General features: G+C 43.4%; 22 protein-coding genes. 17 read left to right on the top strand and 5 right to left on the bottom strand.

Features of this window, described 5'->3' with window-relative positions; translation table 11 throughout:
• Positions 1-7: 7 nt before the first annotated feature.
• From AB5H98_RS05530 to AB5H98_RS05515, 4 genes are read left to right on the top strand one after another with little or no spacing between them, the layout of a single operon-like run.
• The gene (locus tag AB5H98_RS05530; RefSeq protein ID WP_367924930.1) at positions 8-577 is read left to right on the top strand and encodes a TetR/AcrR family transcriptional regulator; all 570 of its coding nucleotides are present in this window, start codon (positions 8-10) and stop codon (positions 575-577) included.
• Positions 578-634: 57 nt separating this feature from the next.
• Positions 635-1,087 (top strand): hypothetical protein, encoded by a 453-nt coding sequence (locus AB5H98_RS05525; RefSeq protein WP_367924929.1) that lies wholly within the window; start codon positions 635-637, stop codon positions 1,085-1,087.
• 3 nt (positions 1,088-1,090) lie between these two features.
• Positions 1,091-1,756, top strand: coding sequence for a hypothetical protein (locus tag AB5H98_RS05520; protein ID WP_367924928.1), 666 nt, complete (start codon positions 1,091-1,093; stop codon positions 1,754-1,756).
• A 13-nt stretch (positions 1,757-1,769) separates the two neighbouring features.
• On the top strand, positions 1,770-2,189 hold the full coding sequence (locus AB5H98_RS05515; protein WP_367924927.1) for a DUF2871 domain-containing protein: 420 nt from the start codon (positions 1,770-1,772) through the stop codon (positions 2,187-2,189).
• Positions 2,190-2,380: 191 nt separating this feature from the next.
• Here AB5H98_RS05515 and AB5H98_RS05510 read toward each other — a convergent pair whose 3' ends face one another.
• The 4 genes from AB5H98_RS05510 to AB5H98_RS05495 form a co-directional block, all read right to left on the bottom strand.
• Positions 2,381-3,454 (bottom strand): M42 family metallopeptidase, encoded by a 1,074-nt coding sequence (locus AB5H98_RS05510; protein WP_367924926.1) that lies wholly within the window; start codon positions 3,452-3,454, stop codon positions 2,381-2,383.
• A gap of 2 nt (positions 3,455-3,456) precedes the next feature.
• Entirely contained in the window at positions 3,457-5,391 is a 1,935-nt protein-coding gene (locus AB5H98_RS05505) for an NAD(+) synthase (protein WP_367924925.1), read from the bottom strand.
• Positions 5,392-5,405: 14 nt separating this feature from the next.
• On the bottom strand, positions 5,406-6,092 hold the full coding sequence (gene tsaA / locus AB5H98_RS05500; RefSeq protein ID WP_367924924.1) for a tRNA (N6-threonylcarbamoyladenosine(37)-N6)-methyltransferase TrmO: 687 nt from the start codon (positions 6,090-6,092) through the stop codon (positions 5,406-5,408).
• Positions 6,093-6,159: 67 nt separating this feature from the next.
• Positions 6,160-6,627, bottom strand: coding sequence for a DUF1836 domain-containing protein (locus AB5H98_RS05495; RefSeq protein WP_367924923.1), 468 nt, complete (start codon positions 6,625-6,627; stop codon positions 6,160-6,162).
• Positions 6,628-6,750: 123 nt separating this feature from the next.
• Between AB5H98_RS05495 and AB5H98_RS05490 the strand changes: the two genes are divergently transcribed.
• The 13 genes from AB5H98_RS05490 (at position 6,751) to AB5H98_RS05430 (ending at position 19,726) form a co-directional block, all read left to right on the top strand.
• Positions 6,751-7,776: a M42 family metallopeptidase gene (locus AB5H98_RS05490; RefSeq protein WP_367924922.1), complete on the top strand. Its 1,026-nt coding sequence runs from the start codon at positions 6,751-6,753 to the stop codon at positions 7,774-7,776.
• A gap of 173 nt (positions 7,777-7,949) precedes the next feature.
• Positions 7,950-8,930 carry an ABC transporter substrate-binding protein gene (locus AB5H98_RS05485; RefSeq protein ID WP_367924921.1) on the top strand — a complete coding sequence of 327 codons (981 nt, stop codon included), beginning with the start codon at positions 7,950-7,952 and terminating at the stop codon, positions 8,928-8,930.
• Positions 8,931-9,033: 103 nt separating this feature from the next.
• The gene (locus AB5H98_RS05480) at positions 9,034-9,948 is read left to right on the top strand and encodes an ABC transporter permease (RefSeq protein ID WP_367924920.1); all 915 of its coding nucleotides are present in this window, start codon (positions 9,034-9,036) and stop codon (positions 9,946-9,948) included.
• Entirely contained in the window at positions 9,941-10,735 is a 795-nt protein-coding gene (locus AB5H98_RS05475) for an ABC transporter ATP-binding protein (protein WP_367924919.1), read from the top strand. The genes AB5H98_RS05480 and AB5H98_RS05475 overlap by 8 nt, the downstream gene beginning before the upstream one ends.
• A gap of 12 nt (positions 10,736-10,747) precedes the next feature.
• Positions 10,748-11,398 (top strand): HAD hydrolase-like protein, encoded by a 651-nt coding sequence (locus AB5H98_RS05470; RefSeq protein WP_367924918.1) that lies wholly within the window; start codon positions 10,748-10,750, stop codon positions 11,396-11,398.
• 39 nt (positions 11,399-11,437) lie between these two features.
• The gene (locus tag AB5H98_RS05465; protein ID WP_367924917.1) at positions 11,438-12,400 is read left to right on the top strand and encodes an NAD(P)H-dependent glycerol-3-phosphate dehydrogenase; all 963 of its coding nucleotides are present in this window, start codon (positions 11,438-11,440) and stop codon (positions 12,398-12,400) included.
• A gap of 51 nt (positions 12,401-12,451) precedes the next feature.
• Positions 12,452-12,598 (top strand): hypothetical protein, encoded by a 147-nt coding sequence (locus tag AB5H98_RS05460; RefSeq protein ID WP_367924916.1) that lies wholly within the window; start codon positions 12,452-12,454, stop codon positions 12,596-12,598.
• A gap of 122 nt (positions 12,599-12,720) precedes the next feature.
• Complete coding sequence (locus tag AB5H98_RS05455; protein ID WP_367924915.1) at positions 12,721-13,458, top strand: YjjG family noncanonical pyrimidine nucleotidase; 738 nt, start codon at positions 12,721-12,723, stop codon at positions 13,456-13,458.
• Complete coding sequence (locus AB5H98_RS05450; protein ID WP_367924914.1) at positions 13,424-14,368, top strand: lysophospholipase; 945 nt, start codon at positions 13,424-13,426, stop codon at positions 14,366-14,368. The genes AB5H98_RS05455 and AB5H98_RS05450 overlap by 35 nt, the downstream gene beginning before the upstream one ends.
• A 57-nt stretch (positions 14,369-14,425) precedes the next feature.
• Entirely contained in the window at positions 14,426-15,571 is a 1,146-nt protein-coding gene (locus AB5H98_RS05445) for a sodium ion-translocating decarboxylase subunit beta (protein ID WP_367924945.1), read from the top strand.
• A gap of 13 nt (positions 15,572-15,584) precedes the next feature.
• Entirely contained in the window at positions 15,585-15,698 is a 114-nt protein-coding gene (locus AB5H98_RS05440; RefSeq protein ID WP_367924913.1) for an OadG-related small transporter subunit, read from the top strand.
• Between the two features lie 63 nt (positions 15,699-15,761).
• Positions 15,762-17,819, top strand: a complete 2,058-nt coding sequence (locus AB5H98_RS05435) for a hypothetical protein (RefSeq protein WP_367924912.1) — start codon at positions 15,762-15,764, stop codon at positions 17,817-17,819.
• An 11-nt stretch (positions 17,820-17,830) separates the two neighbouring features.
• Positions 17,831-19,726, top strand: coding sequence for an ABC-F family ATP-binding cassette domain-containing protein (locus AB5H98_RS05430; protein WP_367924911.1), 1,896 nt, complete (start codon positions 17,831-17,833; stop codon positions 19,724-19,726).
• A 37-nt stretch (positions 19,727-19,763) separates the two neighbouring features.
• Here AB5H98_RS05430 and AB5H98_RS05425 read toward each other — a convergent pair whose 3' ends face one another.
• Positions 19,764-20,918, bottom strand: a complete 1,155-nt coding sequence (locus tag AB5H98_RS05425; protein ID WP_367924910.1) for a DHHW family protein — start codon at positions 20,916-20,918, stop codon at positions 19,764-19,766.
• Positions 20,919-21,099 lie beyond the last annotated feature (181 nt).

Here is a 21,099-nt window from a genome sequence, read left to right as displayed (position 1 = left end):
TGATTTAATGAATACTGTTGTGACATCAAAAGAGGAAATTTTAAAAATCAGTCGCAAGTTGATTCAACAGCAAGGTTGGTCGGCGGTTAACATTCGTTCCGTTGCGACCGCCTGTGGTGTATCTGTGGGATCTATTTATAATTATTTTGATTCGAAAGCCGCGTTGGTGGGAGCCACAGTTGAAAGTGTTTGGTGTGAGATTTTTCACCGCCCGGAAGACGGAGTTGTATTTCAGGATACACAGGCTTGTATTGCTTGGATGTATGAGCGAATGGAATATGGCTGCAAACAATATCCCGGTTTTTTTACTCTCCATTCGCTGGGCTTTATGCGAGAGGATAAGTCGGATGGAAAAAGAAGAATGCAGCAAACGTGGCAGCACATTTTGGAGGGACTGTGTTCTGTCCTAAAGAGGGATGTTAAAATTCGTCCAGATGCTTTCACAGAACAGTTTACTGCGGAAAAATTTGCAGACGTGTTGTTTTCCCTAATGCTTTCCGCTTTGTTGCGTCAGGACTATGATCCAGGAGCTGTACAGGAAATCGTTCGTAGAACGCTTTATGAAAATTCCCACTAAACCGTGGGGATTTTTTATCCCGCAAACTGAACAATGTTCAAAAAGGAGAGGATATTTTTGAAGGTAAGACGAAACACCTTATTATTTTGGGCCTGTCTGGTATGGAGTGCAGCGGGATTTAACATTCTTCGCATAGGACTACTTACATATTCGTCTTATTGGTCGGTGTTGAATTTTTTATTGTCTGTCATGGTTTTTGCCGTTTTTCAAAAATTCATTTTTGGAAAACTGGTAAAAAAGCATACAACCAGAATCCATTCATATGTAGAAGAACGGCATTTTTTTCTTAAATTTTTTGACGGAAAGGCTTTTGCTATCATGGCGGTGATGATGTCTGGTGGAATTGGTCTGCGGATGAGCGGATTGGCGCCGGAGCGATTTATAGCCGTCTTTTATACCGGCTTAGGCGCTTCTCTTTTGCTGGCCGGGTTATTGTTTGGTTGTAACTTTGGTAAAGCTGTGTTGGCTAGCGCTAAAGTTCAAAATAAAACAGAGTATAAAGGAGAATAAGTTATGCAAGCAATTGTAGAAACTTTGTTTGATGCGGTCTATTTGATTTCTGTCGTTACCATTGGCGTTGTGATGATTCTAAAAAGTAAGGGGAAGAGTCAGTTTCGGCTGTTTGGGTGGATGGCTGTAGTGTTGGGAGCAGGAGATTCCTTTCACCTGGTTCCTCGGGCCTTGGCATTGTGTACCACTGGACTTGAAAATTACACTGTCCCTTTGGGGCTGGGCAAATGGATCACCTCGATCACCATGACGATTTTTTATGTGCTGCTCTATTATGTATGGCGCAAGCGTTATCAGATAAAGGGACAAAGTGGACTGACCGCTGTTGTGTACGGGCTGGCTGGGATACGAATCGTTCTATGCATGATGCCTCAGAACCAGTGGCTCAGTGATAAAGCACCCCTTGCTTGGGGAATCTACCGCAATCTGCCATTTGCTCTGTTGGGACTTGTGATTATCCTACTATTTTATCGCAGCACTAAAGAGTGTAGAGATCACGCTTTCCACTGGATGTGGCTGACCATCGTGTTGAGCTTTGGCTTCTACATTCCGGTGGTGCTATGGGCGGATACTATTCCTCTGATTGGAATGTTGATGATTCCTAAGACTTGCGCTTATGTGTGGACGGTTCTGATTGGTTACTTCGCTATGAAAAAGGAATGCAAATAAAGGAGAAATGATCATGAAACGATATATAAATATGGCCTTATTGTACGCTGTTCTTGCAATGATAGGCGGTGTATTTTACCGGGAGTTCACCAAGTTCAACGGCTTTACCGCAAAAACCACCCTGGGAGTAGTACATACTCATTATTTCTTGCTGGGTATGGTATTCTTCTTGTTGCTGTTGTTGCTCGAAAAAAGTTTTTCTTTCACTGGGGTGAGGACTGGCCGGATACTGATTATCTATCAGATTGGACTGAATTTGACAGCCATGATGTTCGTAGTACGAGGTGTGGCTCAGGTGCTAGGAACGGAGCTTTCCTCTGGTATGAGTGCAGCCATTTCTGGTATTGCCGGGATTGGTCATATTTTGTTGGGTATCAGTTTGGTGCTTCTGTTGATTCAGATTAAACGCAGTGTGGTGACATCGAAAGCCTGATTGAAAGTTTTTGGGCCTGATTGCCATGCTGAATTATCAATGGACTAGGCAGGTTCTAGAATTTATCAATAACAGTAACAGGTTCGTATTCTAAGATCGCGATCCCTATAGGAAAAACGCAAAATAACAAAAAAGACAGACAATGCAATGGCGTTGTCTGTCTTTTTTGAAATGTTCCTATTAGAAGCCGTTTAAATTTCCGGATTTAATTTGTCTACAAGTTCCGGAGTCAATGCTTGCAGTATTGAACAAGCCAACTCAACAGCAGCGTCCATATCCGCAGCGGCTGAATAACCATAATGTGTATGCGCATATCGCACCGGAATACCTAGTACAAGAGTGGGAACTCCACCGGGGGCAAGATGGATTGAACCGCCATTCGTTCCGCCACTGGTACGCACAGCCATTTGATGGGGAATGTTATTTTGTTGAGCTATGCTGCGAGCCAAAGCAACAAAACCGGGATGAGCAACCATACTTCCGTCCCGATAGCGAATCTGGACACCTTTTTTTAATGCTCCTTGTGCTTGTGCGGGCGCTGTAAAGGTATCATCTGCAGGAGTTCCCTCCAGGCATATAGCAAGACGAGGACGAAGGCGCTCAGCGGTAATTTTAGCTCCGCGAAGCCCTACCTCTTCTTGCGTGGAGAAAGCAGCGGTAAGGTCTATGTTTAAATCTGCATTTTTCAGTCGGTTCATGACTTCTACCAGACCGGCACAGCCCAAACGGCAATCGAAGGCTTTCCCGAGCATGATTCCAGTTTTCTCACAGTAAGAAAACTGAACATCGGGGACAGCTACAAGACCAGGTTCAAGTCCGAGCAACACAGTAGCGTCTTCGTAGCTGCACACTCCAGCATCCAAAAAAATATTATCCAAAGACAATGGGGCACTTTTTTCAGCAGCCGACATGAAATGTGGCGGTTTCGATGTGGAAATAGCGCGAATGGTTTCTCCGCGATTGTTACGGATCAAAAAAGTGTGCGCCGGAATATTGTGTTCTACCCATCCACCAAGAGGAACCAACTTCAAAAGTCCGTTGGCAGTAATGGATTGAATCATAAAACCAACTTCATCCAGATGAGCATCTAACATCACCAGTGGTTTCCCACTGTTTTGAGGAAGAGAAGCATACACATTCTGCATTCCGTCGCGTCGTACAGAGCAGTCTCCCAGCAGACTTGTCACAAGATCGGAAACTTCATGTTCGTAGCCTGATGGACCGAAAGCATTGGAAATTTTTTCGCAATTTTCAAGATTTGGCATATTTAAGACCTCTTTATAAAAGTTTTTTCTATTTTATCTAATTCCGCAATCCAAAGATTTACACAAGCGTCACTGGGCATGCGCCAGTCCCCACGGGGAGACAGAGTTACTGTGCCAACTTTAGGTCCGTCCGGAATACAGCTTCTCTTAAATTGCTGGCTGAAAAATCGCCAATAAAATTTTCGAAGCCACTTCAAAATAACTTCATCTTCAAATTGTCCGCGAAAAGCATTTTGTGCCAGATAGAATATTTTTGAGGGAGCAAAGCCCCAGCGGACAGCATAATAAAGGAAAAAGTCGTGCAAATCATAAGGTCCCACAATTTCTTCCGTTTGCTGGCTAATAACCCCATCTTTTGCCGGAAGTAATTCCGGACTCACAGGGGTGTTCAAAATATCTTCTAAAACATCACGTAACGCTGTATTGGAAGTGCTTTGTGCAACCGTAGCAACAATATGGCGCACCAATGTTTTGGGAACAGAAGCATTTACGCCATACATGCTCATATGGTCGCCATTGTAAGTTGCCCATCCCAGTGCTAGTTCAGATAAATCACCAGTTCCAATTACCATACCATTCGTCTGATTAGCAAGGTTCATTAAGACCAATGTGCGAACACGAGCCTGGGTATTTTCAAAAGTTACATCATGGTTTTCCGGATCCTGACCAATATCCCGGAAATTGCTGCAAACGGTATCCGTAATATTTACCTGACGCAAGGTAATGTTCAGTGCCTTGCAAAGTCGTTCGGCATTGGAACGAGTCCGTTCTGTTGTTCCAAAACAGGGCATCGTGACAGCGATAATTTCAGAAAGAGGTTTTTGTAGTTCTACGAAAGCGCGTGTGACAACCAACAAGGCTAAGGTGCTATCCAAACCACCAGAAATGCCAACGACCGCACTTTTACTAGCTGTGTGTGCAAGCCTTTTCTTTAGTCCATTGGCCTGCATAGACAATATCGAAGTGCAGCGCTCAGCACGGTAAATTGGATCATTAGGAACGAATGGAGCAGGATCAATGCTGCGTGACAAAGCAATTGAATCTTCCGTAACATCAAATTTCACAATGGAGTAACCAGTTTGATCGTTAGATAAAAAGCTGGTATTCTTCCGACGCTCTCCAGCCAAACGCTCTACATCAATCTCTGAAAAAATAATATCATTTTGGAACAGCTCACTTTGTGCAAGGAGAGTGCCATTTTCTGCTATTAAATTGTGGCCTGCAAAGACCATATCAGTGGTCGATTCGCCGTCTCCGGCGTCCGCATAAAGATATCCGCAGATTAACCGGGCGGATTGTCCGCTCACAAGATTACGGCGGTATTCTGCTTTTCCGATGGTTTCATCACTGGCAGATAGATTGGCAATTAAAACAGCTCCAGCCATGGCGTGTTGAGTGCTGGGAGGAAGCGGAGCCCAAAGATCCTCACAAATTTCAACAGCTACACATAAATCTTGACTTTGCTGACACTGAAATAAGATTTTGGAACCAAAAGGGACAGAAGTATTCTGAAAAGTATAAGTGTCGTTCTCTTTAGGAGCACAGGCAAAATGACGTTTTTCGTAAAATTCGTTATAATTTGGGATATGAGTCTTGGGGATTAGACCTAGCAAATTTCCCTTTTGCATCACTGCCGCACAATTAAAGATTTTTCCATTGTGGCGTATGGGAAGTCCTACGATTATCAAAAGGGAAAGATCCTTTGTTTCACAAATGATTTTCGATAAAGCGTTTTCAGCTTCGCGCAAAAGGGTATCTTGAAAAAAAAGGTCACCGCAAGTGTAGCCCGTAATGCACAGCTCCGGAAAGCAGAGTATCTCAGCGCCGGCGTGAGCAGCCTTCTGTGCACAGGCAACAATAGATGCTGCATTGTATACGCAGTCTGCCACACGAAGCTGCGGTGTAGCGCATGCTGTTTTTACAAAACCATATTTCATTGTTTCGACCGCCTTTATTGTTTTGTGATACTTTTTACAGTTAGTTCTTTGCCACGAACAGTAAAGTGAATTTCATATCCGGCAAACGGAAATCCATAGATGCGTTCTGGATCATCTTGATAAGATGGACGAGGGTCTTGCGCAAGAAGCGCGAAAAGCGCTTGTCTATCCGAAAGCGGCAATTGAATAGCGAGTTCCTCGGGACAATGAACAGTAAGCTTATCCTGTAGATGACGATCTGCAAATCCGCATACTGCGTCGGGATGACTGTCGGTAAAAGCCAGATAAGGCTTAATATCGAAGATGGGGGTTCCATCAGCTAAGTCAGCTCCGGAAACGTACAGCACAGGTCCCAAATGAGGATGATTTTTTATTGATTCCAAACGCACAGAAGAAAGAGCTAAAGCATTTGGACGAAAAGGAGAACGGGTCGCAAAAACGCCGATTCGTTTATTCCCACCTAAGCGAGGCGGACGAACTGTGGCCGACCAGTTGTCTCGCAGTGATAGAGAAAACTGCCAAATCAACCATATATGAGAGAATTCTTCAAGGCCTCGGATGGCATCGAGATTTCGGAATTTAGGTTCAAAGATAATCTGCGCTTTTAATTCATCCACCAGTCCGCTTTGCCTGGGAATACCAAATTTCCCGGGAAAATCGCTGTGGATTCGCGCAATGACCTCTAAAGAATACAGATCCACTAAGTCACCCCATTTATAAAAGAGGAAAAGCGTATTAAATTATAGCACAGAATGTGACAAACGTCATCTATACGGAGTCCGTTTCTACGTTTTGAAAGGCTAATTTTTCCGCGGCGGCCTTGGCTGCACAAGCGAGTGTTGCCATTTCCATTGCTGTTTCACAGGAATGATCTTTTAAAACATTGGAAAACGCTTGTTCAACCAGTTCACAGAAGCGATTGTACCACTTGTCGGGGGCACTTTTCTCGCAAAGATTTTTGATCACCGGCAAAGGAAGAGTTTGCTTGAGAACACCAATTGCAATTAGTTGCGCCAAATGCTTACGTCCGTATTTCTTTTTCACAGGTGGCGGAAGAAGCTGATGTTTTACATAATTATTTATCATGCTGGCAGTTACAATGTGTGTTTCCTCGCAGGGAACAAAAGGAAATAAATACTTATCCAACAAGTTTAGTACTTGGTCTAAATACAGTTCGAAATCTGGAAGTTCTTCCCATCGGGGAAGATGGGCAACATTGTCTATATTTTCTGCCATCTTGCAATGAACCTTTCATAATCTAGTTTTTGAAACCAGTATAACGAAAAAGGAGAAGCTTTTCAAGATAAGCTGGCTGTGTTATACTGTTTTACAATGAATTTGAAAAGGGATGGACGATTTATGAAATCGGAGTATTTGAAATATGCACTTCGCCAACTGGAAGCTTTGGTACGCATCCCCAGCCCCACGGGATTTACAGAACAGGCTGCTCGGTATTGCTTTTATGAATTTGCTAACTTGGGCTATATTCCTACCCTTACACAAAAAGATGGTGTCATGGTTTGCCTGGGCGGACAAGAGAATCCGGTATTGTTAGGAGCTCATATTGATACACTTGGTGCAATGGTAAAAGAAGTTAAGAGCAATGGTAGATTACGAGCTGCAAAAATTGGTGGTCTGCAGGCCAATAATGCTGAAACGGAAAATATAATTGTACATGCTCGAAATGGAAAAACATTTAGTGGAACCTTTCAGCTTGAAAATGCATCTGTTCATGTAAATGGTGAATATGATCAAACTCTTCGTACTTTTGATAATATAGAAGTGGTTTTGGATGAAAAAGTTAAGACAGCAGAAGACGTCCGGTCTTTAGGAATTAATGTGGGAGATTTTATTACTCTTTCGCCTCGATTTTGTGTTACGGAAAGTGGATTTATTAAAAGCCGATTCTTGGATGATAAATTGTCTGCAGCCATTTTATTGACTTATGCTAAATATTTAAAAGATGAACAAAAACAACCGTCTCGGAAAGTGTATGTGGATTTTACAACATTTGAAGAAGTGGGACATGGTGGTGCCTGTATTCCAGAAGATGTAAATGAGATGATCAGCGTGGATATGGGATGTGTTGGCGATGGCTTACAGTGCGATGAGACAAAAGTTTCTATCTGCGTCATGGATTCTCAAGGTCCTTGCAATCGTACCGTAGTCAACAATCTGGTTGAGGCGGCGGAACGCGCCAAGGTGCAGTACGCGTTGGATGTTTATCCACGATACGGTTCTGATGCAGATGTAGCGCTTCGTGCCGGACATGATATTCGACATTGCGTGGTTGGCGCGGGTGTTTATGCATCTCATGGATATGAACGTTCTCATATTGAGGGATTGGCGAATACTTTTGATTTACTTTGTTCGTATCTAGGCTAAAAAACGAATAATTTTTGGGTAAAATTGTTGGTTTTTGCATAATGTGTTACACCGAAGGCTTGAGTGTTTGTGTGCTTTGCCAATATCAATTTATGTTTAGCTGTGATATACTTTAGCACAATAAAGGAGCTTTTTGACGAGGAGCGGAAAGTTTTCTTGGGGAGGTATGGAAGATGAAAAAGGCATGGGCACTTTTGACGGCGGTATTGTTATTGGTCAGTGCAACCGGATGTGGCGGCACAGGATCCGATCAAACATCAGGTGATTCTCAGCAGGGAGCTTCTGCGGCAAGCTACAAGGTTGGGATTGTTCAATACATGGAACACAATGCGCTGGATGCGGCTACGCAGGGCTTTCAGGATGCCTTGAAAGAAAAATTGGGCGACGATGTCGCGTTTGACGTTCAGAACGCGCAAGGCGAGGCGACCAACTGCACTACGATTGCATCTAAGTTTGTAAACGATGGGGTGGATTTGATTCTGGCAAATGCCACACCTGCGGCGCAAGCAGCAGCACAGGCGACAGGGGATATCCCCATTATAGGTACCGATTACGTGTCGGCGGGGCTTGTAAAGGATGACAAAGCTCCCGGTGGAAATGTGACGGGAACATCTGATTTGAATCCAATCAAGGAACAAGTTTCGCTTTTAAAAACTTTGTGTCCGGATGTGCAGACAGTAGGAATTTTGTATTGTTCTGCCGAGAAAAACTCAGAAGTGCAGGTAGAACTTGCAACAGAAGAATTTGAGGCGCAAGGAATTACTGTTCAGACATATGCTGCGGCGGATTCCAATGAACTTCAGTCGGTGGTGACAAAGGCTGCCAGTGAGAATGATGCGCTTTATATTCCTACTGATAATCTCTTGGCAAATAATATGGAGATCGTAAAAAATATTACAGTCCCTGAGAAAGTACCGGTGATTTGCGGTGAAGAAAATTCCGCAATGGTCGGTGGACTCGCCTCTTATAGTATTGACTATTATAAACTGGGATATAAGGCTGGTGAACAGGCCTATGAAATCCTGGTGAATGGAGCCGATCCTGCTACGATGCCTATTGGTTACATGGAGCAGGAGGATTTGAAGGTTGTAATCAATGAGGAGATTGCGGCAGAGATTGGAGTTACAATTCCTGAGGACTTGAGCCTCGAATAAAATCCATTGAGCAGCGGTCAGTTGGAGTCCTGACCGCTGCTTTGTGTCATAAGAATTTTTTGCGTATTTGACCCAAATGTTCATGAGGAAGAGGAGAACAGATATGGATTTTTTGCTGGCCTTTATGAAATCAATGCCAAGTTCTATTGCACAGGGATTGATTTGGGGAATTATGTCGTTAGGAGTTTATATCACTTATAAGGTGTTGGATTATGCTGATCTAACGGTTGATGGAAGTTTGTGTACGGGTGGTGCTGTGGCCGCGGTTTTGATCGTCGGTGGAATGAATCCTTTGTTGGCGTTGCTCTTTGCGTTTTTGGCCGGAATGCTTACTGGGCTTGTCACAGGCGTTTTGCACACTTGCTTTGGAATTCCGGCGATTCTGTCTGGCATTTTAACGCAGCTTGCTTTGTACTCAATCAATATGCGCATTATGGGAAAATCCAACGTCCCGTTAAGTGTGGACCAGTATCCTTTAACGGTCAGTTTGCGCTATGTTTGGCCGGCTGTAGCTGTAGGCGTCATTGCGGTTGCTGCAGTAGTTGCAATTTTGTATTGGTTTTTTGGAACGGAAATTGGCTGTGCGATTCGTGCCACAGGAAACAATCAAGCGATGGCACGTGCCCAAGGTGTCAATACCAATGCGATGAAAGTATTGGGATTGGTATTGTCCAACGGCCTTGTAGGTCTGTCGGGCGCTTTGTATGCACAGTATCAAGGTAGTGCGGATATTAATATGGGACGTGGCGCTATCGTAATTGGATTAGCGAGTGTAATTGTTGGCGAAGTAGTGTTTGGCGCTCGCTTCAATTTTGCATATCGACTTGCTTCGATTGCGGGCGGCTCTATTATTTATTTTATTGTAATCGCTTTTGTTTTACAGTGTGGTATGCCTACACAAGATCTAAAGCTGTTTAGTGCGTTGACAGTGGCGGTATTCCTTGCTCTTCCTTACTTGCGCGGAAAGTACTTTAAAAAAGGAATATCCAAGAAAAAAGGGGGAAAGGCCGATGCTTGAATTAAAAAACATTCGAAAAACATTTAATGCGGGCACGGTCACGGAAAAAAAGGCTATTTGTGGTTTGAATGTGACATTGCACGATGGCGATTTTGTTACAGTCATTGGCGGAAATGGCGCAGGGAAATCTACAATGTTGAATCTCATTGCTGGTGTATACAGCGTAGATGAGGGTTCCATCCTCTTGGATGGCGTTGATTTGACGACCCAGCCCGAATACAAACGAGCAAGATTTTTGGGACGTGTTTTTCAGGATCCGATGATGGGAACGGCGGGAAGCATGGGAATTGAAGAAAATTTGGCTATGGCTTATCGACGTGGTAAAAGGCGTGGCTTGAGTTGGGGAATTACCAATGAAGAACGCGCGTTATACCGAGAAAAGCTTAGTATGCTCGGATTGGGTTTGGAGGATCGGTTGACCAGCAAGGTTCGCCTTTTGTCAGGTGGACAGCGTCAGGCGGTAACATTGTTAATGGCGACTCTTCAAAATCCTAAATTATTGTTGTTGGATGAACATACGGCTGCCTTGGATCCAAAAACGGCGCATAAAGTTCTTTCTATCACAGAAAAAATCGTCTCAGAGAACCGTTTGACAACGTTGATGGTCACCCACAATATGAAAGATGCGATTCGTTATGGGAATCGTTTGATTATGATGCACGAGGGAAAGATCATCTACGATGTGAGCGGGGACGAAAAGAAACAGTTGCAAGTAGCGGACTTGCTGAAAAAATTTGAACAGGCGAGTAATGGAGAATTTGCAAATGATCGGATGCTCCTGTCCTGAAGGGATGACTGAATGACAGACATACAGGTAGTTTTATTTGATTTAGATGGAACATTGGTGGATTCAAAACCAGGAATTTTAGCCTCCTTTTCGAAGGTGCTTGAGCCATATGGGGTTGTTCTGACGCCGGAACAACAACGGGATGTTTTGGGACCGCCTTTGAAAGAGAGTTTTGCACAGTTTCTTGCGCAAGAGCACGTTGAAAAGGCGGTAAAGGATTATCGTGCCTTTTACGAGACAACAGGGATTTATCAATGTACTGCATATGCAGGGGTAGAAAAGATGCTGGCAGACCTAAAAGAAGATGGATTTATGCTAGCAGTGGCGACTTGCAAACTTCGGAAGGCAGCACAGTTTGTGTTGCGTCATTTGCATTTAGAACAATATTTCGATTACGTTGGCGGTGCGCTACCGGAAGGAACTATTGAAACGAAAGAGCAGGTCATTCGGGATGTGCTCGCGCAAGATTGTTTTAGCGGAAAAAATGCAATTATGGTGGGCGATCGGAATAATGATATGCAGGGGGCAGAAGCTTGCGGGTTACCTGCCATTGTCGTTGAGTACGGATATGGTGTGCCGGATGAATGGTCGGCTTTTTCGCCGGTTTATTCCGCTCAAACTCCTTTGGACGTTAGCCGCTGGCTCATACGGAAGCAATTCTAACAAAAATGGATCAGCAACGTCTGAAACGGAGGAGAATTTATGAAAATTACAGTATTGGGATGCGGACGCTGGGGATCTTTTTTGGCGTGGTATCATGGGCAAAATCATGCCATCCAGCTTTGGGGGCGTGAGACGTCCAAAGGATTCAAGGAACTTGTAGAAACGGGCAAAAATCAGTACGTCACTCTGCCAAATAGTGTATCTCTGACCAGCAATCTGCAGGACGCGCTTGCATTTGGGGAGATTATCATAATTTCTATTGGGGCACAGCATCTTCGAGAGCTGGCGGCGAGAATTAATGAGTTTCCTGTTGAGAGAAAAACGTTTGTGTTATGCATGAAAGGCCTTGAGAGCGAAACGGGAAAGCGGCTAACGCAGGTTTTTCGGGAGGAGATTCGAAAACCAGTGAATGTTGCCGTATGGGTAGGACCTGGGCACGTGCAGGATTTTACAAATCACATTCCAAACTGTATGGTGGTCGATTCTGATGACCCCAAAACGGTAGAGTTTATCGTGGGAACGCTCAACTCTGATTTGATTCGTTTATATCGCGGCAATGACTTAATTGGAACGGAAGTAGGTGCCGCTGCCAAGAATGTAATTGGAATTGCTGCCGGAATGTTGGATGGAAAAGGGCTTTCAAGTTTAAAGGGAGCATTGATGGCTCGTGGTGCAAGAGAGATTGCACGCCTGATTCGTGCGATGGGCGGAAATGAGCTTTCTGCATATGGCTTGTGCCACTTGGGCGATTATGAAGCAACCTTGTTTTCTCCCCATAGTCATAACCGACGGTATGGAGAAAATTACATTCGAGGAGAGGTTTATGGGGAACTGGCCGAAGGGGTTGCGACGGTTCAGGCTCTGGTGCATTTAGGTGAACAATTTAATGTAGATTTGCCTATTTGCAAAACGATTTATGACATTCTTTATTTGAAGGCTGATGCGGACGATGCTTTAAAGGCTTTGTTTGCACGTTCAGTAAAAGGCGAGTTTGATACGTGAAGAACGCTTCCTACTCTCAGAACATAGAATGTGCTGAAGGAGGGGATTCCCATGTATCCAAAGGAGACAAATGATTTTGTCGAAAGCACTCCTGTGCGGGATTGCAATCCCAATTTTACTAGCCAGGAGAATTATGATTTGAGTGATTGGAACGATGTTTTATATGCGGATGAATCAGCCAAATCACAAGAGAGATAGTTTCAATCTAGAAAGGGGACCGTACAAAATGCGGCTCCCTTTCTGCATGTAAATTTATATTGACTAGTCGTGTAAAATAAGACATAATAGTACAATAGAGGAACAAAAAGGCAGGTTTGAAAATGGCTGTTTATCATTGTGTTCTATTCGATTTGGATGGCACGCTTTTGGATTTTAGCGCTGCCGAACATGGTGCGTTAATGGAAACGTTGGAACATTTTGATTTTCCTGCAACAGAACAGACGGAACAAATTTACCGCTCGATCAACGATGCTTTGTGGGCGGCACTGGAGCGGGGAGAAATCCGGCAGGAGAAGCTGGTGGTACGCCGCTTTGAAAAGTTACAGGAAGAGCTGGGAATAAAGCAGGATCCTGTACAGATGAACGCATATTATCTAGCTCGATTGACACAGCGAGCAGATGTTTTTCCGGAAGTGGAAAATGTATTAAAGGAACTGGCTGAGGTTGCTACGTTGGTGATTGTTTCCAATGGTGTCGAGAATGTACAATTGGGACGTTTGGAACGTGCGGGGATTCTTCCTTATTTTGATGGAGTCTTTATTTCTGGTAAGGTGGGTGCCTCCAAGCCGTCTAGGAAAATTTTTGATGTGGCACTTAACTCCCTTGGAATTGAAAATCGCAAAAAGGTCTTAATGGTGGGAGATTCATTAAAGGCGGATATAAGCGGTGGCAACGCGGCGGGATTGGATACTTGCTGGTGTAACTTTAAAATGTCGCCGGGCCCTGAAAAAGAAAAGCCAACGTATACCATTACTAATTTGGAACAATTGTTTGAAATTGTGATGGAAGAGGAGGAGCTGGCCAATGTCGGAAATCCGGACAAGCGCCATATGGTTTGATTCGGCTAATGCGGGTGATCGTGTAGCTGGATATTTTTATGATCTTCCTGGCCAAACACCTTGTGCGGTGATACAGATTTCGCATGGAATGTGCGAATACATCGGTCGCTATCAAGAGTTTGCCGCTTTTATGGTGCGTAATGGATTTGCGGTTTGTGGAAACGATCACCTTGGGCATGGCGTTACCAGCGACGGTGGAGTAGATGGCTTTTTTGCACAGGAGAATGGAAGAAAGCATGTTTTAGAAGATCTTCGAACGATGAATCGTCTGGCTCATGAAAGATATCCCAATTGTCCGGTTTTTCTTTTGGGACATAGTATGGGAAGCTTTTTTGCCCGTCTGTATGCGGTGCATTATCCCGATACGATTCAAGCTTTGCTATTGAGTGGAACTGGTGGACCCAATCCGTTGTCTGGTGTGGGTATTCTTTTGACGAATCTTTTGAGTAAATGGAAAGGTGCAAAATACCGTTCGTCATTTATCAATCGTTTGGCCTTTGGTTCTTATTTGAGCAAGATTCAAGCACCGGCCACTCCATATGATTGGATTACACGTGATAAAGATATCGTCGCACAATATGCAAAGGATCCCAAATGTACTTTTGTTTTTACAGTAAGTGCTTTCCATGACTTAATGTGTACTTTGGCCGAGGTGAGTACACCGCAATGGGCAAGTAAAATCCCAAAGAAACTTCCTGTTTTTTTGTTTTCGGGGGATATGGATCCGGTAGGGGCCTATGGCAAAGGCGTTCAGAAGGTATATGAAATGCTTTGTGCAGCAGGCGTAGAGGATGTATCGATAAAGCTTTATCAGGGCGGTCGTCATGAGATGCTCAATGAGACGAATAGGCCGCAAGTATATGGGGATGTCTTAAATTGGTGTAATGCGCACATAAAAAAGGCGCGTTAGATGTAAATAAAAAAAGGAGAATCAAGAATGGAGTTAATCACAACGTTTGTCGAAGCGATGTTTGGAGCGCTGCTGTCTATGAGCGCTATACAAATCGCCAAAATGATCGTAATGTGGGCAGTTGGAGGAATTTTTATTTATCTTGCGGTCAAAAAAGACATGGAACCAAGTCTGCTCTTACCGATGGGTTTTGGTGCGATCCTAGTTAACCTGCCGCTGTCTGGCGCCATTGATCAACTTTATGAGAGCGGTTTAGAGGAAGGTGCAATCGACGTTCTGTTCCGAGCTGGCATTGCAAATGAACTTTTCCCGTTGCTTTTGTTTATTGGAATTGGAGCGATGATCGATTTTGGACCATTGCTTTCCAATCCGAAACTGCTGCTGTTTGGAGCGGCGGCTCAATTTGGTATTTTCTTTACCATTTCATTGGCTTGCGTTGTAAATATGATTTTCCCTGGGATGTTTAGCATTCAGGATGCGGCCAGCGTTGGCATTATCGGTGCGGCAGATGGCCCGACAGCCATTTTCTTAGCGAACTTCTACGGAACAAAATATTTGGGCGCAATTATTGTAGCGGCTTATAGTTACATGGCATTGGTTCCCATTATTCAGCCCCCGGTCATTCGTGCTATCACTACAAAGGAAGAGCGGAAAATCCGCATGCCTTACGAGGCGAAAGAAATTAGCAAAACCACCAGAATTTTGTTCCCAGTTGTAGTGACGGTGATTGCGGGACTGGTTGCTCCGCGAAGTGTTGCTTTGGTTGGATTTTTGATGTTCGGTAATTTGCTCAGAGAGTGCGGTGTGCTGAATAGTTTGTCGGAGACGGCGCAAAATGTTTTGGCCAATCTGATTACGATTTTCTTGGGCATTACAATTGCCACCAAGATGCAGGCCGATCAGTTCTTAACGGTTGGAACGTTAATGATTTTGGGCCTCGGCTTGTTTGCTTTCGTTTTCGATACAGTGGGTGGCGTTATGTTTGCCAAATTGCTGAACCTCTTTACGAAAAAGAAAATTAATCCTATGATTGGTGCGTGCGGTATTTCTGCGTTCCCCATGTCCAGCCGTGTGATTCATAAAATGGGACTAAAAGAGGATCCGCAAAACTTTTTGTTGATGCATGCAGCAGGCGTTAATGTAGGCGGACAAATCGCCAGTGTTATTGCAGGCGGATTGATTTTGAATTTGATTGCACGATAAAGGAGGCCTGAAGATGGAACAGTTAGTACAATCTCTGGGCGTTATGTTAATGGGCATGTGCGGTATTTTTATTGTAATGGGCATTATCAGCCTGGCCGTAACTGCGCTCAATCGATTTTTCAAATAAAGCGAGAGAAACGGCTGCCGTCTTTTAGAGATGGCAGCCGTTTGACCTATATGGAGGAGTACCATGTTGACCGAATTGGCCGAAAAAATGCAAAAGGGCTTTGGACGCGTAAAAATTGTAGTATGCGCGGCTTGCTTTTTGTTTTACCTTTTAGTGGTGAAACTGAGCGGCAGTTCCCTTGTGGAAATGCTCCTCTTTTTTATGTGTGTTGCCTTTTATCTGTATTTCCCGGGACGCTTTTTTGTGTGGGCAAGTGGGATGGGTAAAAATATTCCGGATTTTACAGCCCCTTTGTCCATTTTGTTCGGAACTGGATTTTTAGCAGCTTTGTATTGTTTTGGAGAGCGCCTGAACCTTTTATGGATTGTTCGACTTGCACCACCAGTATTGGGATTTTTTTGGATTTTGACAATTGCAAGGCTGGATTGGAAACTCTGGTTTAAATCATTCAAAGAAGATGCATCCAGGAAATGTATTGTGGTGTTGTGGTCCTGCTTGACGGCATTGTTTGCTTTAATGGTCACGGTTAAAAATGCTCATGCAAGTGTCGTAGGAGAAATTTTACCGAACCAAGATGTTTTATGGAATATTGGAAATGCGGAATCTTTTCATTTGGCGTTTCCACCGCAGGATATCCGTTTTTCCCAAGTTCGTCTTGCTTATCATTATCTTACAGAACTGACGGTAGGAGCTCTTTCTTATGTAAGTGGCATTTCTTGTTACGATATTTTTGTATCGTATATTGGGCCGGTTGTTTTGGCGGGCCTTTTGTGCTGCCTTTATCAACTGGGCTGCCATTTTTATAAGGGTAACAAGAATAAAGCTCTCTTTTTCACATTTTCTATGTTCCTATTTAATTGCGCGAGTCTTTGGACTGCGCTTTTAAATGGAAAAGGTATTTTTAACAATACCAATATGCTGCATTTGATTACAAATGTAAATTCACAAAGTACGGCACTGATTTTTATTTCCATCTTTGTGGTTTTATTTCAGGATTTGGCCCAAAGAAAGTTTGAAGTGAACTTTTTTTATTTGGCAACTTTTTTATGCAGTTTCTTTTTAGTTTGCTTTGCAAAGGGACCGGCTGCAGCAATTGTGGCATGCAGCTTTACAGTAACAATGTTGTTATTGCTTTTTCGAAAGCCCAAATGGGGAAGGGCTCTTTTGTGCTTTGCCGGAGTACTGGCAATTTTTCTAGTCATTTATTTTGTGATTTTTTCTTCAGGAGTAAATACGAGCGTTCATTTTGGCTTTGAGACGATCAAAAATATGCCGCCGTATCAATGGCTTGGTGCCTTGGGTCTTCAAGATGATCACTGGATACGCCTGCTTTTAGGCGGATTTTTGGCACTTTTTTGCATGCAACCTTTTCAGATTTCACTTTATTTGCATGGGCTTCCCAAAGATGTTAAATACATTTTTCATCTGCCAGCGGAGCGATTGTTGGCAAACGGAGTGACAGTCGGCGGATTTTTAGCATTTTTCTTATTTTGGCATCCTTCCTACAGCCAATTGTATTTTGCATTGATTGCAATTTTCTTTTTAAATCTTTTGGCGGTGGATCAGATCGACCATATTCGCGGATATTTAAAAAAATTTGTAATAGGTTGCGGTGCACTGGGACTTGCAACGACTGTGATTTTAGTGATAAACTTTACCGGAAGTGGCATGCGTCAATTGGGACGGAATTTAGACATTATTCCGAAATATCCCTATGTTAGTACGGTTCGTTCTGGCGATGAAGAAGCAATGATATGGATGAGAGAAAATACCAAACAGGATGCGGTGTTCGCCACAAATCGCATTCATACGATGGCTAATACAAACGATGGGATTTCCAGTATTTATTCTGCATTGTCCGGACGGCAGGCCTATATGGAAGGCTATACGTATGCAATCACCAATATGGGAGTTTCCGAACAGGTAGTAGCCGAAAAAAAACGTGTGAATGAAGCACTATTTAACTCGGAATCCACGCATGAAGAAATTTATCAGTTGTGCGTAGAAAACGGAATCAATTATTTGGTATACTCCAAACAATACGCAGGGGATAATGAGCAGCTTGCGGCTTTTTCGTGTGTGTTTTCCAATGATGATGTTGAAATCTATGAAATAACGTAGTTGAGGATTTTATGTTACTGAGCATTGATGATTTAAATAAAAGTTTTGGGGCCCAAGTGTGTCTGGAACACATATGCTGTACTCTGGATGCGCAAGATCGTGTGGGCATCATAGGAGAGAATGGCGCTGGGAAAACAACGTTCCTAAAATTAATTACAGGTGAGATAGAACCGGATCAAGGAGAAATTGTATTTGCGCACGGTACAACAATTGGTTATTTAGAGCAAAACAGTTTTTTGGATCCTACGCAGACTGTATATGGCGAGATGCGAAAGGCCTATCAAAACGTGCTGGATGCAATGGCAGAAATGGAGTTGCTGCAGGAACAGATGAGCCTTCATCCAGAAGACCGCTCTTTAATGGAAAAGCACGCGGCTCTTCAGGCGGTAGTGGATGCTGGGGATGGTTATCACATGGATACCCAGATCAAAAAAATTCTAAATGGTATGGCTTTTCCACCGGAAACATACGATAAAAAAGTTTCGGTTTTATCCGGCGGAGAGCATACGAGACTTCGGTTAGCCAAACTGCTATTGCAGCGCCCGGACATTCTGATTTTGGATGAGCCAACGAATCATCTGGATTTTGAAACAATGGAATGGCTGGAGCAGTTCTTGAAAGGATATGCTGGCGCTATTTTAGCAGTTAGCCATGATCGATATTTTTTGGATGAAGTGTGTAATCGAATTTTTGAAATCGAGGAGCATATCCTGACCGCTTACAAAGGAAACTATTCAGCATATCTTCCGCAAAAAGAAGCAGAGGTCACACTTCAGCAGAAACAACATGAAGCCGATGTTGAAAAAGCGCAGAAACTAGAGGATTATATCGCGCGAAATTTGGTGCGGGCATCTACAACAAAAATGGCACAGAGTCGGCGCAAACAGTTGGAAAAGATGGAGATTACACAAGCTCCTAAAACTGCCCATATTGAGTTGAAATTCCGATTTGAATTTGATATTTTACCTTATAACGAGTTACTAACAGCACGTAATATTGGTATTCAATTGGGCGGTAGAACATTGGTTCAAAATTTGGATTTGCAAATTTTGCGTGGAGAGCGCAGAATTATTGCAGGTCCAAATGGAGCGGGAAAATCAACACTTTTGCGTGTTTTAGACGGAAAATTGAAACCCCAAACAGGAACAGTTCGGCTGGGGGCAGGGGCTAAGCCTTCAATCTTCGAACAGCAGCAAACGAGGCGTGCAGGCACGGTGTTGCATGCCATTTGGGATAAATATCCCAAGATGACAGAATTAGAGGTTAGAAGTCATCTGGCAAAATTAAACTTTCGAGGAGAAGATGTATTTAAAAACTGTGCGTCACTTTCCGGCGGTGAATTGGCAAGACTTCGTTTTGCTGAGATTTTGTTGGAACGTCCGAACTTGTTGTTTTTGGATGAGCCGACGAACCATTTGGATATTTATACTCGAGAGAGTTTAGGACGCGCTTTGGCAGCCTATGAGGGTACACTAATTTTAGTTACACATGATCGATACTTGATGAATAGTTTGGCTTGCCCGATTCTTTATCTTCAAGACGGTAGCGTGTGTCAGTTCGAAAATTATGAAGCACTTATGCGGCGTGATCGCCCAGAAGAAAAAGTTGTTTCAGAAAAGGTCGTATCTGCACGTCCGGCGTATGGAAAAGAACAGCGTAAGCGCAAGGCAGAGTTGCGCGCAAAAATAAAGGCTTTAGAAGATGAAATGGAAATGCTGGAGCTCAAAATTATGGATTTGGAAGGTGCAATTAATGATCCTGAAATTTTGAAAGATCACATCCAGCTTCAGAAAGTATGCGATGACTTGGACGATGCGCGTTTTCGTCAAGACGAAGCATACAATGAGTGGGGATTGTTAATGGAAGAACAAGAGACCTACGAACAGGAAGATGCTAAAAATGTATAAAGAAGAGCCGTGGGATTTTTAACCCACGGCTCTTCTTTTATGCAACTGCAATCCGGCTAGCCAGATAAATGTCTGAGGCAAAACCTTGGAAACTATACAAAATTAAAATGCGCTCATAATTTCCTCGCTCAAGAATAGAATCAATCTTTTCGTTGTTCGCACGAAAATCAACGATACCTATATTTCGATAGTTTTGCGTAAGATAGGGAATAAAACTGTTGGCATAACTATCTTTGACGACAAGAATACTTCCTTCTCCATTTCCTTCCAGAGTAGAATATCCGTTGTTCCCTCGAAGAAAAGCACTGTATTTATCTCTGGTGGAAAAAGCGGATGTGTCATAGAGAGGACCTGGTTCTAACGTTTCATTTCCCAGAGGATCGAAATTATGAATCGTAAGGATGTTGTTCAAATCCGGATAAGTGATTGTATCGGGAATGGCATTAAACGTACGTGCTTTGGAATAATTAGTTCCGTAGAAGTTGTCGACTGTAGAAAGAGGAAGGGATTCATGTGAAACGGGAGTCAAACCTTGTCCTTCGATATAATCTTGATAGGCATAATAGGCCCCGTTATCCGTCCAATGATGGTCAGTACGATAATAAATATACTCATCCTGATGCTGCCGAAGTGTTTCTCGCTCATCGTATACGGAGGCTTTCCCCGAAAGCGTCGCAGCAAGTTCGTCCAAATACAAATCTTCATTTGCTACAGGAGCATCATAAGGGAGTTTGTCCTCTAAAATCAAACTGGCGGATGGTACAATCATAACGTCCACCATATCGGGATGGCGTTCACAAAGCTTTTCAATTGCGCTGAGATTTTGATAGAAACGAGTGCTTTCTCCTAAAGAGAGAAACTTAGCAAACAAATAGTGGTCTTGGCCGAGCCAAACGTCATTGTTTTCTGTCTTTAAAAACAATGCCTCAATCCGACTTTTCAAGTCAATCCAACCGTCGCGAAATGCAACTTGGTCTTTGGTGTATTTGTCGTATTGCGACATCCAAGTGTTGTTGGGGTTTTCTTCAAGGACGCTGCTAATGGTAAAAGTCGGACGCTGAGCAAGCTTTCGGTTTTCCAATTCGGAATATTCTCGCTTAGGCCATAGTTCATCCAAGATGGCAAATCCAATCAAAAATGCAAGAAAAAGGAATACAATAGGGTACTGCCGAATTTTGTGAATGATGTTCATGCGCAGTTCCTCCAGATTAGAATCGGAAATAAAGGAATGGGCTGCTGGTAGCGTCAACCATATAGGCAATCGTTACGAAAAATACCAGCATCAAAACGATACCGCGAAGTAAAGTGTTTCGTTTTAATCGTTCGTAAATTTTCAAGGTGATAGGGGTACAACACAAAATGCAGACAAGTAA

Source organism: uncultured Ruthenibacterium sp. (genome assembly GCF_963558415.1).
GTDB lineage: Bacteria > Bacillota > Clostridia > Oscillospirales > Ruminococcaceae > Ruthenibacterium.
Note: the sequence above shows the minus strand (reverse complement) of the source record. Positions and strands in the feature narration are given on the sequence as shown.